The following is an 11,716-nucleotide window of genomic DNA, read 5'->3' as shown; positions in this document are numbered from 1 at the left end:
TGTATTCAGCTGCAAGGCAAAAACACTTATCTTAAAACTACTAAAAAAATGAGGAATGATCAATTCATATCCTGCTTTTTTGCAAAACTCTTTTTTCTTTTTCTAAAACGGCAATGGGATGGATATTCCGCAAATGACAGCCATGTAATAGCAGGTGACAATGGTCAGAGCAGCTAGTACGACTTGTTCTCCTGTGCTGCCTGTTTTGACATAAAAGGGGAGACGTACTTTCATGGATGCAGGGAACAAAAATTTAATACCGTTCACTGTGCCTGCATCAAGGATGAGGTGGCTTGCCATCCCAACTAGTAACCCGGTACTGAGGCTGTCATTTGGAATGTATGTTGTCGCAATAAAATAAATGATCAGCAGAAATAATAAACTATGTGTAAAGGTGCGGTGACCGAACACACTACTGATCAGTGTGGAAAGGAGCGGGAATTTCCTGCCGATTTTGCTTTTCGTATGACATAGATCTGGGATGAGGGCACCTACTGATCCAGCAGCAGCCATCGTCACTGGTTCGAATCCGTAATAATAGGCGACGGCTGTGGAGGCGGCAATTCCGCCCATAATATGTGTTTTTCCTGTCATGATGCGTACTCCTGTTCTGTTTTTTGTTCAAGTACTCACTATATCAAGGGTGAATCCATTCAGCAAGGCTTATTTCAAAAGAAAATGGGATAAAATAGTTGGCTGTTTGGAAAAACATTCTATAATAAGAAGGAAGTCATGTTGACACTAACGATAAGGATGCGATTCGGATGAGTAATGCAGACATTTTAAAAGAAATTGTTCTTGTACATTATGAAGTCAGCCGTAAATTAAACCGCAAGTTACTTGAGTTAGAAAAAGACATCACGCCTCCACAGATATATGCTCTTTCTATATTGATACAAGGAAAAGTATCACATGCTGAAGAGCTCAAACAAAGACTCTCTCTCAACCCAGGTGCCGCTTCCATTGCCCTCAATAAATTATGTGAGCAAGGCTACATTCAGAGAGAACGGGACAAGGACGATCATTCCCTTGTCCGGCTAGAAGCCACGGAAAAAGGGCTGGCTATTTACGAAAAGCATACACGTCTTTTTGGAAAGGTGATTCAGCATATGATGTCAGACTTCACAGAGGAAGACTTAAAGACCTTTCTAACGTATTTGCAAAAAATGAGACAGACCTTTCACGATGAATGAACCGCTCCTCTTTGTATAATGCTGAGCGCTGTAGCACAAATTAAACAGGCAAAGGCATTTTATGAAAAGGGGGGAAATAGCGATGTCATTTTTCCAAAAGGATAAAAAGGCGAAAAGCGAGAAAGACCATCAGCAGGTAGATCAGCTGTTAGAAGAAGCAAGTAAAGAACTAGCAGGCGATCCGCTTCAGGAAGCTGTCCAAAAGAAGAAAAACAACCATCAATAAGCTGACAAAAAGGCGGAGAATCATTTCTCTGCCTTTTTTCTATGTTTTTCCCTTTGACAGATATGAGAATGTTTGATAACCTTCGTGTAGTAAAAATGAATAGAAATCCTCACGCTATGTCTCAGTGAGGTAGAGGTTGCGCGGATGATGAGTCACTCATGGGAGAGATGGAATCGTTGATCATGAGAAAAAAGGCATCAGCGCCGAAGTGTAGAGAGAGCTCCAACTTTCTTTATGCTGGGTCTGCATTGAACAAATGCAGGACTGCCACGTCTTTGAAGCGTGGAGGGCTATCCGGAGATCAAGGTGTATGTTTTGAAAAGCATGGACTTTTGTTCAGGCTTTTTTTTATGTTCTGATTGCCTAAGAAAAGGGTATGCTGGTAAGAAAGTGACCCAACATGAACATAAAGAATGCAAGTCATTGCTTCACAAATATATCAATGAAGATACTGCCGGGTCTGGTCCAAAGTGAATATAACGGAGGTACGAAAATGGAACAGACAAAAAAATGGGGTTTTTGGTTATTGACGGCTTTTGTCGTCGGAAATATGGTAGGTTCAGGCATCTTTATGCTGCCTAGTACCCTTGCCCAGCATGCAAGTCCTTTAGGTGTGACGATGGCATGGCTTGTCACAGGTGGCGGCGTACTGATGATTGCCTTTGTGTTTGGACATTTGTCCATTCATAAACCGCAGCTGACAGCTGGACCACAAAGCTATGCAAGAGCGCTTTTTAAAGATCCGAAAAAAGGAAAAGCAGCCGGTTTTACAATGGTTTGGGGATATTGGGTGGCAAGCTGGATTAGTAATGTCGCCATTATCACAAGCCTAGCTGGTTATTTAACAACCTTTTTCCCAATTTTAACCGTGAAAACGGAGATCTTTACTTTTGGAAAAGAAGCGATCACACTTGGTCAGCTCACAACGTTTATCGTATGTACAATCCTTCTATGGGGGACTCATACGATTTTAATTACAAGCTTAAGCGCAGCAAGTAAGCTGAACTTTATTACGACCTTTTCAAAGGTGCTTGGATTCGTCCTTTTTATTGTCGCAGGCTTATTTGCATTCCAAACCGCATTATTTGAACATTATTACTTTCCTGTTGAAGCAGCAAGTGGTGAAGGAGTGCTCGGACTTGGAGGCCAAATTCATCATGCGGCCATTTCCACACTATGGGCATTTATCGGCATCGAATCTGCTGTCATTTTATCAGGAAGAGCTTCCTCGCAGCGTGATGTCAAACGTGCGACGATTACAGGACTTTTAATTGCACTGTCTATTTATATGATTATTACCTTGATTACAATGGGCGTTCTGCCGCATGATCAATTGCAAGGTTCTGATAAACCATTCGTAGACGTGCTTCAGCTCATTATCGGACCGGCTGGCGGAATTGTCATGGCACTTCTTGCGATCATTTGTTTATTTGGTTCGATGCTTGGCTGGATTTTGCTTGGTTCTGAAGTCCCTTATCAAGCAGCAAAAGCTGGCGATTTCCCAGCAGTGTTTGCAAAAACAAACAAAAAAGGTAGTCCTGTTTTTGCTTTGACTGTCACAAATATCATGTCACAGCTGTTTATTTTCTCAGTCATGTCACGTACGATTAATGAAGCCTTTACTTTCTTAACAACATCAGCGACACTTGCGTATCTCATTCCGTATATCGTGTCGTCGATCTACAGCTTTAAGGTCATCATGCAAGGTGACACATATGAGCTCCAAAAAGGAAACCGGACAAGAGACGGGATCATTGCGCTTGTGGCCATGGGGTATTCCGCTTGGGTCATTATTTCAGGCACAGCTGATTTCAAAACATTTGGTCTTGGGATTGGATTGTTCTTAGTTGGCATTTTACTCTACCCATTCATGTCCAAAAAATTTGCCAAAGGTACAGTTTAAAAAATACGTTTCTCCAGCATTGGAGAAACGTATTTTTTTATGAGGCAGATGTTAATCGATCCACAATAAATTCGAGCTGACCTTCTAGTGACACAGGGTCATTAAAGAAGTAACCGACTGTATCTGTTTCAAATACACGTTTGTTTTGGACAGCAGGAAGTGATGCCCAGATGCTGCTTTTATACACTTGATCGCCATTACTTTTTGAACCGCTCCATGGGCTTGTGAAAATATAATCACCTGCAAATTCTGGAAGCTTTTCAAGAGAAATGTTTGCATAACCGACACCACTGTCGATGGCTTCTTTTTGGACGGCCTTCGGAGCTTTTAATTTCAGCTCGTCATAAATGATTTCACCACCGCGTGCAAAAGTGTTACCGAAAATGTAAATGCCCTTATCGAATGGTGATACGATCGAAACGGTTTTGTTTCCTACAGCTTTTGTTACTTTTGGTTTCACTTCAGCAATTTTGGCATCCCATTTTGTGATCCAATCCGTTGCTTTTTTTGATGTGCCTGTCATTTTACCGAATTCTTTTAGCTGGTCTTTAAACGAATATTGATTGTATTGAATGGCAACTGTAGGTGCAATTTTTTTGTATTGATCAAATTTCTCATCTTCTCCCCAAGCAATGATCATATCCGGCTTCAAAGAGGCTACTTTCTCAACAGAGGGAGATTTTCCAATATTTTTCACTCCATCTGTTTTTCCTTTATAGAAAGGGTTTTTAAAGATGGGCGCAGTGGCAGCAATGGGGGTTTTGCCGAGTGTGACGAGATCCCCGTAATAGCTTTCCGCCAGAAGCACAATACGTTTTGGGTTTTGAGGCAGTTTCACTTCACCCTTTACATCTTGATAGGTGATCGTGTCATTTTTTTTGGCTCCCGATTCTTTATTGGAAGTGCTGCCGCAAGCAGCAGTAAAAATCATAAGGGTCATGAAGGAAATCAAAAGAAGTCCAGTTCGTTTTTTCACAAAAGTTCGCTCCTATTCAATTGTTTATGATAATGATTCTCATTCGCGATTATATCTTAACATGATAGAAGAAAAAATGCATCGGCTATTTTATGACCAAAATGAAAATGGTGAAATTCTCCCGGTTTTTTGATGAAAATAAAGAAATTTATTAGAACAAGGATTTCAAAACGTGAAGAAAGTGATATACTAGACTCCGAGATTGATAATCATTATCACTAATAACGAATAGATATGAACGGAAAGGAAGAGACTGGTTTTGGGCTCACAATCAAATAAACAGCTGTCAGCTAAAGATGATGCGATAGATATTGTGACAAAGCCTTTTGGTACAGCAGCTGTTGTCATCATAGGAATCATTGCTTTAGCATTTGGTCTTTTTTTATCAGTATCGCTAGGAGCGGCAAACATTCATTTACACACGGTATGGGAAGCCGTCTTTCATTTTGACTCACAACAAACCTCACATCAAATCATTAGGGAACTAAGGCTGCCGCGTACAGTTGGTGCCGCACTTGTCGGTGCCTTTTTAGCAGTATCGGGTGCCATCATGCAAGGCATGACAAGAAATGCGCTTGCGTCTCCTGAAATCATGGGTGTGACAAATGGCTCTGCATTTGCGATTGCCATTGCGTTTGCTTTTTTTCCAGGCCAATCTTCTTTTACATTAATTCTTTGGTCATTTTTGGGTGCAGCACTTGGCGCCTCTATTGTATTTGGGGTTGGAACCCTTTCAAAAGGGGGACTTACTCCTGTGAAGCTCGCATTAGCCGGTACGGCTGTTGGCGCACTTCTAAGCTCAATTTCCTCAGCGATTGCCATTCGATTTGACGTCGCGCAAGATATGAGTTTTTGGTACGCAGGCGGTGTGGCTGGTGTGAATTGGAGCAATATTAAGATCATCATTCCAGTTGCGGCTGTAGGACTGATCATCGCAATGATTCTTGCCCGCTCCATCACGGTTTTAAGCTTAGGTGATGAATTAGCAAAAGGGCTTGGACAATATACACGAACAGTCAAGGTACTTGGCATATTGGTCGTGATCCTTTTAACAGGTGCAGCCGTGTCAGTTGCAGGTTCTATTGGCTTTATCGGGCTTGTGATTCCTCATGTTACGCGTTTCTTGGTCGGCGTTGACTATCGCTGGATTATCCCTTGCTCAGCTATTTTAGGGGCTATTTTGCTCATTTATGCAGACATTGCGGCAAGGCTTGTCAATGCGCCGTTTGAAACGCCAGTTGGTGCCATTACAGCCATTATAGGCGTTCCTTTCTTCTTATATTTAGCGAGACGTGAAAGGAGCGGAATTTAAATGGAAATGGTGCAGCAGGCAAAGAAAAAGAAATACAAACGAACGATGGTCATGATCTTTTTAGCGATCGTGGCTGTGTTCCTAATAAGTTTAAATACCGGAGAGATAAGGATTTCTCCGATGGATACATTCAAAACATTTTTTGGACTCGGAAGTGAAATGGATGAGCTTGTATTATTCGAGTTCAGACTTCCGAGGATGGTCATCGCTTTACTTGTTGGCGCTTCTATCGCTGTATCAGGAGCCATTTGGCAAGGTGTTTCTCAAAATGGTTTAGCTGATCCCGGCATATTAGGTGTAAATGCGGGTGCAGGTTTTGCGGTTGTTTTGTTTATCTTTGCCTTTCAGGGCTCGATGTCGAACTTAGGTGATTTTACGATATTTGTACTGCCGCTTTTCGCTTTCGCAGGGGCAGCCTTTGCTGCATTTCTCATTTATGTGCTAGCGTGGAAAAAGGGCATTACGCCTGTTCGATTGATTTTAACTGGTATTGGGATCAATGCTGCATTTTCGGCAGCAATTGTGGTTATTCAATTAAAGATGAGCCCAAATGATTTTAACCAAGCCATTGTGTGGCTGTCAGGAAGTATTTGGGGCTCAAGCTGGACATATGTCTTATCAGTCGTGCCGTGGATGCTGATTTTTCTTGTATTAGCGATGGTGAGGGCACGCTACTTAAATATCATGAATTTGGGTGATCAGATATCTTATGGCTTAGGGATTTCAGTTCATAAAGAAAGAAGTTTTCTCATGCTGATTGCAGTTGCATTAGCCGGTGCAAGTGTCGCTGTTGCAGGGAGTATATCGTTCCTAGGGTTAGCGGCACCACACCTCGCAAGAAAGCTAGTTGGACCGAAACATCAAGGAATGATACCGGCGTCCGCTATGATTGGTGCACTGCTGTTATTACTTGCAGATACACTTGGGCGTGTCATACTTGCTCCATCAGAGGTGCCCGTTGGACTTGTCGTTTCTGCCTTAGGTGCACCTTACTTCATTTACTTATTGATGAAAACGAACTAATGAGGAAGGAGAGTACAACAGATGAAATCACTTGAAACAGAAAAGCTTTGTATTGGCTATCATGACCGTTTGATTGTAGACGATTTAAATATCAGCATCCCAAAAGGCAAGGTGACGACATTAATTGGGCCGAATGGGTGCGGGAAGTCAACGATTTTAAAAACAATGTCTCGTATTATGAAGTCCCATCAAGGTGCTGTTTATTTAAATGGCCAGGCTATCCATCAAACACCAACAAAAGAAATTTCAAAACAAATGGCCATCTTACCGCAGACGCCTGAAGCACCAAGTGGTCTGACCGTTTATGAGCTTGTGTCATATGGACGTTTCCCGCATCAAAATGGATTTGGCCGTTTATCAAATGAGGACAAACGAATCATCAGGTGGGCACTTGAGGAGACGGGAATGATTGCATTTCATGACCGGCCAATTGAAGCACTCTCCGGTGGACAGCGTCAGCGTGTATGGATTGCGATGGCACTCGCTCAGGAAACAGAGCTGCTTTTATTAGACGAACCAACGACGTATTTAGATCTTGCTCATCAGCTGGAGATCCTTCAGCTATTAGAACGCTTAAACAGAGAGCAGGGCAGAACGGTGCTGATGGTGATTCATGATCTGAATCATGCTGCACGTTTTTCACATTACATGATTGCCCTCAATCAAGGGAAAGTCATTAAAGATGGTACGCCTCATGAGGTCATGACAAAAGAGGTGCTCAGTCAGGTGTTCCACATCGATGCAGAAATTGTTCTTGATCCGAGAACGAATAAGCCGATCTGTTTAACATATGACTTAATGAATCATGAAAGAAAGCTTGAAGCTGTGAACGGATAATAGATGGACAAAAAACTCGGTATGTATGACCGGGTTTTTTTGCATTTTTTGATATTACCTTGTTATGCCATTTTCTCCAGTTGATCTTTTTTCGCTTTTATGCAGAAAAGAGGTACTTTTTTACTTTGGACAATGGTAATATACGGTTAGAGATCATAGCTAGAAAGGAAAGAGATGCGTGGAAACAGCAAAAATATTGATTGCAGATGACGAAGAAGCAATTGTAAAAATGGTTGAACGCGTATTAAAAAAAGAAGGGTTTCAACATATTTATAAAGCCTATCATGCAGATGAAGCATTAGATATTGTCAAAAACGAGGACATCCACCTCTTACTTCTAGATGTGATGATGCCCGGTAAGTCTGGCTTTGATGTTCTGCCTGACATCAGGAAAATGACGAAGGCACCGATTTTCTATTTAACAGCAAGAACGTCTGATGTAGACAAATTGACTGGATTTGCACAAGGTGCAGACGATTACATCACAAAGCCATTTAATCCGTTAGAGCTAGTAGCTAGAATTAAGGCGCACTTAAACCGAACTTATATCTCCTTACAGGAGGAGCAGGAAGAAGCGCACAGTCAATATGAATATGCTCATTTCTCGTACCATCCTCATGCAGCCGAGTTAAAAGTAAGGGGAAAGGTGACGGCTTGCTCAGCTCAGCTTTTGTCCTTGCTGAAGTATTTTTGTGACCATCCGAATGTGGTACTTTCAAAAGATCAAATCTATGAGAAAGTATGGGGTGTTCCGTCATATGGTGACAACAACACCGTCATGGTTCATATCCGAAAGCTGAGAGAAAAAATAGAGTTAGATCCAAGTCAGCCTGAATATATTGTGACGATCCGTGGTATGGGCTATAAGTTCATTCCCCAACCTGTGAAGGTTCTTCAATAGTTTATGAATTTACGAACAAAACTTTTCTTTCACTTTGTCGGACAAATGTTTATTGTCATCGTCATTCTAACGATCGGGCAAACATTCTCTGAAAATCTTTATTTTCAAAAGCGCTATGAGAATATGACTGAAACTGGTTTAACGAAGGCAGATGGAGATACACTCATGAGCTGGCTTTATTTTAACGAGGATGGAAAAATGGAAGCCGATGATCAGCTCAAACAAGCAGTGGAAAAACGTGATGGCTGGCTGCAAGTGATTGATTCCAAAAAACGCAATGTCTATAGCTATCAACTCCCTAAAAACATTCCAACATCCTATCAAAAGGATGAAATGATCAAGATCTTTGAAAAAAGACAATTTAAAGATTACAAGATGTACTTCTGGCCAATTGAGATTGATCAAGAAAGCTTTATCGTCTTATATGGATTTAAAACGAACAGCACAAAGGTAGCCAATTATCTCAAGCAGCATGAAAAAAACCTGGCTGCATTGTCTCAATATTCAGTTGAAACAAAAGAATTTTTGAAAAGAATGAATGGATCGGTGCATCTGTTTAATGAAGAAGGAAAATACTTAAAAGGTATCCGAGCCAAAAATAATTTGAAAAATAACGTAACGGATGTTGAACTGCTCAAGTATCAATCAAAGCCTTGGGAGTTTAGAAGTGACTTGTCTTATATCAGAGTGAATAAAGATCTGTATATGATTGTTTCGGTGCCAAACAAAGTATACAGCCCAGACGAGCTTTATGATAAAGAGACAGAGGCTTTAAACCAATATACAACGCTCTTGATTGCAGGTCTTGCGCTCACGATTATTATCGTTATGACATTATGGTACTCATATCGCTATGGTCTACCGATCTATCACATTATCCGCTGGCTGATTTTCTTATCAAGAAATAAATTGCAGGAGCCAACAAATAGAAAAGGTATTCCAGTAAGTAAAAATAAAAAGGGCCGTATTAAGCGGGAGTACCGGCTGTTTGAGGATATCCTCAAAACAATGGATCAGCTCACCAATACGTTAAAAGAGAATGAAGCAAACCGAAGAAAAATTCAAACCACAAGGGAAGAATGGATCGCAGGGCTGTCTCATGATCTAAAAACGCCTCTTAGCACGATTTACGGCTATGGATTAATGCTAGAATCAGATCAATACCAATGGTCCAAGGAAGAAGTCATGGAAATGGGACAAGTCATTCGTGAGAAATCAGAATACATGTCGACCTTGATTGAGGATTTAAATCTCACGTATCGATTGAAAAATGGTGCATTGCCTATTAATCGAAAACCTGTTGAGCTTGGTGAATTTTTAGCCTCCATTATGGACGAGTTTTCAAGAAGCACGCTTTCTGAAGATTATATGTCATCCTTTGAAGATCAAACAGAGGGTGTCATATTTGAGATTGATAAAGCCTGGTTTAGACGAGTCATTGAGAACCTGCTGGCAAATGCAGTGAAGCATAACCAGAAAGGTACTCTTATTCAAGCTGTTCTATCTGAAACAAATGATGAAGTTCGGATCGAAATGAAAGATAACGGACGCGGAATGGCGCAAGAAACGGTGGATCATTTATTTAATCGTTACTATAGAGGGACAAATACGAATGATCCAACAAATGGAACAGGATTAGGACTGGCGATTGCAAAAGAGCTTGTCTTGCTGCACGATGGCGATATTCAAGTAGAAAGTGAATTAGGTCAAGGAACAACTATTGCGATTATCCTAAAGAAAACACCATCTGTAAAATAGCCAAAAAACGATTTTCTTTTCTAAAGGAGATCGTTTTTTCTTGTTTTAGGATTGAAATCGATTTTGTAAACGATTACAATAAAATTGTTAACGTGAACAAATTGATTTTCATCATTATAAGAGATGGGGGAGTTTGATGAAAGCCTTTTTAGATGAGCAGTTTTTATTAAACAGTCAAACGGCGGAAAAGCTATACCATGAGTTTGCAAAGAACCTTCCGATTATTGATTACCATTGTCATTTAAGTCCAAAAGAAATCTATGAAAATAAAACGTTCCAAAATATAACCGAAGCATGGCTTTACGGAGATCATTACAAATGGCGCGCCATGAGAGCAAATGGGATACCTGAAACACATATCACAGGAGATGCCTCAGATTATGAGAAATTTTTAGCATGGGCGAAAACCGTTCCGATGACGATTGGAAATCCTCTCTATCACTGGACCCATCTAGAGCTAAGACGATATTTTGATGTCGAAGAACTGTTGAATGAAGAAAGCGCAGACATCATCTGGAAAAAAGTAAATGAAAGGTTGCAAGGAGACGGATTTGGTGCGAGAGATTTCATTGTGAAATCAAATGTTGAAACGGTTGTGACGACAGACGATCCGGTTGATTCGTTGATTTATCACCAACAACTGCGGGAAGAAGGCTTTTCTGTGCAAGTACTGCCAGGGTTTCGGCCAGATAAGGCATTAGCTATCACAAATGACTTGTTTATCGAGTATGTTCATCAGCTGGCGGAGGTTTCATCTATCCAGATCGAATCCTATCAAGACTTCATAAAAGCACTTCATATGCGAATCGATTTCTTTCATGAACAGGGCTGTTTGATTTCAGATCATGCCATCAATGAAATGACGTACGAAGAAACGACGGAAGAAGAAGCTGCGATCATTTTTCATAAAAGAATGTCTGGACATCCATTGACGGAAAAGGAGAAGGTTCAATTTAAAACGCACACATTCATTGAACTAGGTCAGGCATATGCTCAGCGGGGATGGGCGATGCAGCTTCATATCAATGCGCTCAGAAACAACAATTCAAAAATGTTTGAGCGGCTTGGACCAGATACCGGATATGATGCAATGAATGATGAAGACATTGCAAAACCCCTTTGCCGCGTATTAGATCGGTTAGAACAAGCACATGCATTGCCTAAAACCATCCTCTATTCCTTGAATCCAAGGGACAATGTGGTGATTTCAACGATAGCTGGAAGTTTTCAAGATGGAAAGACTCCTGGGAAAATGCAGCATGGAACAGCCTGGTGGTTTAATGATACAAAGCAGGGAATGACAGAGCAGATGATGGCACTTTCCAGTATCGGACTGATCAGCCGATTTATTGGGATGCTGACAGATTCACGAAGCTTCCTGTCGTACACAAGACATGAATATTTCCGTAGACTGTTATGTGACATCATTGGAGATTGGGTGGAAAAAGGTGAAGCGCCTAATGATCTCAATTTGCTAGGGGGAATGGTAAAAGGAATCAGCTATGAAAATGCAAAGCAGTATTTTCAATTTGAACGGGCAAATGAGCTTCCGCATAAAAGCAAGATGATATGAACAAAAAGCAGGAA

General features: G+C 41.0%; 11 protein-coding genes and 1 riboswitch. Of the genes, 9 read left to right on the top strand and 2 right to left on the bottom strand.

The annotated features are described in order from the left end of the window. Positions 1-102 precede the first annotated feature (102 nt). Entirely contained in the window at positions 103-594 is a 492-nt protein-coding gene (locus M2353_RS16010) for a metal-dependent hydrolase (protein ID WP_039168236.1), read from the bottom strand. A gap of 170 nt (positions 595-764) precedes the next feature. Between M2353_RS16010 and M2353_RS16005 the strand changes: the two genes are divergently transcribed. The 3 genes from M2353_RS16005 to M2353_RS15995 all read left to right on the top strand — a co-directional run bounded on the left by M2353_RS16005 (position 765) and on the right by M2353_RS15995 (position 3,322). After that, entirely contained in the window at positions 765-1,193 is a 429-nt protein-coding gene (locus M2353_RS16005; RefSeq protein ID WP_007500254.1) for a MarR family winged helix-turn-helix transcriptional regulator, read from the top strand. An 82-nt stretch (positions 1,194-1,275) separates the two neighbouring features. Beyond that, positions 1,276-1,419 carry a small acid-soluble spore protein SspJ gene (gene sspJ, locus M2353_RS16000; RefSeq protein WP_008347117.1) on the top strand — a complete coding sequence of 48 codons (144 nt, stop codon included), beginning with the start codon at positions 1,276-1,278 and terminating at the stop codon, positions 1,417-1,419. Positions 1,420-1,541: 122 nt separating this feature from the next. Next, a riboswitch (Lysine riboswitch) is annotated at positions 1,542-1,720 on the top strand. 192 nt (positions 1,721-1,912) lie between these two features. Then, positions 1,913-3,322 (top strand): amino acid permease, encoded by a 1,410-nt coding sequence (locus M2353_RS15995; RefSeq protein ID WP_024719806.1) that lies wholly within the window; start codon positions 1,913-1,915, stop codon positions 3,320-3,322. A 37-nt stretch (positions 3,323-3,359) separates the two neighbouring features. Here M2353_RS15995 and M2353_RS15990 read toward each other — a convergent pair whose 3' ends face one another. Further along, complete coding sequence (locus tag M2353_RS15990; protein WP_047945408.1) at positions 3,360-4,298, bottom strand: iron-hydroxamate ABC transporter substrate-binding protein; 939 nt, start codon at positions 4,296-4,298, stop codon at positions 3,360-3,362. Positions 4,299-4,557: 259 nt separating this feature from the next. On the opposite strand from M2353_RS15990, the gene M2353_RS15985 reads away from it, so the two are divergent. The 6 genes from M2353_RS15985 to uxaC all read left to right on the top strand — a co-directional run bounded on the left by M2353_RS15985 (position 4,558) and on the right by uxaC (position 11,702). Continuing rightward, a complete protein-coding gene (locus M2353_RS15985; RefSeq protein ID WP_008347113.1) occupies positions 4,558-5,610 on the top strand; it encodes a FecCD family ABC transporter permease in 1,053 nt (350 codons plus the stop codon). Continuing rightward, positions 5,611-6,633, top strand: coding sequence for a FecCD family ABC transporter permease (locus tag M2353_RS15980; protein ID WP_007500263.1), 1,023 nt, complete (start codon positions 5,611-5,613; stop codon positions 6,631-6,633). Positions 6,634-6,654: 21 nt separating this feature from the next. Next, the gene (locus M2353_RS15975) at positions 6,655-7,470 is read left to right on the top strand and encodes an ABC transporter ATP-binding protein (RefSeq protein ID WP_017368048.1); all 816 of its coding nucleotides are present in this window, start codon (positions 6,655-6,657) and stop codon (positions 7,468-7,470) included. Between the two features lie 178 nt (positions 7,471-7,648). Continuing rightward, complete coding sequence (locus M2353_RS15970) at positions 7,649-8,371, top strand: response regulator transcription factor (RefSeq protein ID WP_017359250.1); 723 nt, start codon at positions 7,649-7,651, stop codon at positions 8,369-8,371. Positions 8,372-8,374: 3 nt separating this feature from the next. Beyond that, positions 8,375-10,129: a HAMP domain-containing sensor histidine kinase gene (locus M2353_RS15965; RefSeq protein ID WP_045034584.1), complete on the top strand. Its 1,755-nt coding sequence runs from the start codon at positions 8,375-8,377 to the stop codon at positions 10,127-10,129. Between the two features lie 136 nt (positions 10,130-10,265). After that, positions 10,266-11,702 (top strand): glucuronate isomerase, encoded by a 1,437-nt coding sequence (gene uxaC, locus M2353_RS15960; protein ID WP_284725716.1) that lies wholly within the window; start codon positions 10,266-10,268, stop codon positions 11,700-11,702. Positions 11,703-11,716: the final 14 nt, after the last annotated feature.

The organism is Bacillus aerius (assembly GCF_029894105.1).
Lineage (GTDB): Bacteria > Bacillota > Bacilli > Bacillales > Bacillaceae > Bacillus > Bacillus altitudinis.
This window is presented reverse-complemented; position numbering and strand designations above follow the sequence as displayed.

What these genes read in the sequence shown, in the direction of transcription:
- M2353_RS15975 (WP_017368048.1), top strand. Translation starts at nt 6,655, where the DNA reads ATGAAATCACTTGAAACAGAAAAGCTTTGTATTGGCTATCATGACCGT.
- M2353_RS16010 (WP_039168236.1), bottom strand. Translation starts at nt 594, where the DNA reads ATGACAGGAAAAACACATATTATGGGCGGAATTGCCGCCTCCACAGCC.
- M2353_RS15980 (WP_007500263.1), top strand. Translation starts at nt 5,611, where the DNA reads ATGGAAATGGTGCAGCAGGCAAAGAAAAAGAAATACAAACGAACGATG.
- M2353_RS15965 (WP_045034584.1), top strand. Translation starts at nt 8,375, where the DNA reads ATGAATTTACGAACAAAACTTTTCTTTCACTTTGTCGGACAAATGTTT.
- sspJ (WP_008347117.1), top strand. Translation starts at nt 1,276, where the DNA reads ATGTCATTTTTCCAAAAGGATAAAAAGGCGAAAAGCGAGAAAGACCAT.
- M2353_RS16005 (WP_007500254.1), top strand. Translation starts at nt 765, where the DNA reads ATGAGTAATGCAGACATTTTAAAAGAAATTGTTCTTGTACATTATGAA.
- M2353_RS15995 (WP_024719806.1), top strand. Translation starts at nt 1,913, where the DNA reads ATGGAACAGACAAAAAAATGGGGTTTTTGGTTATTGACGGCTTTTGTC.
- uxaC (WP_284725716.1), top strand. Translation starts at nt 10,266, where the DNA reads ATGAAAGCCTTTTTAGATGAGCAGTTTTTATTAAACAGTCAAACGGCG.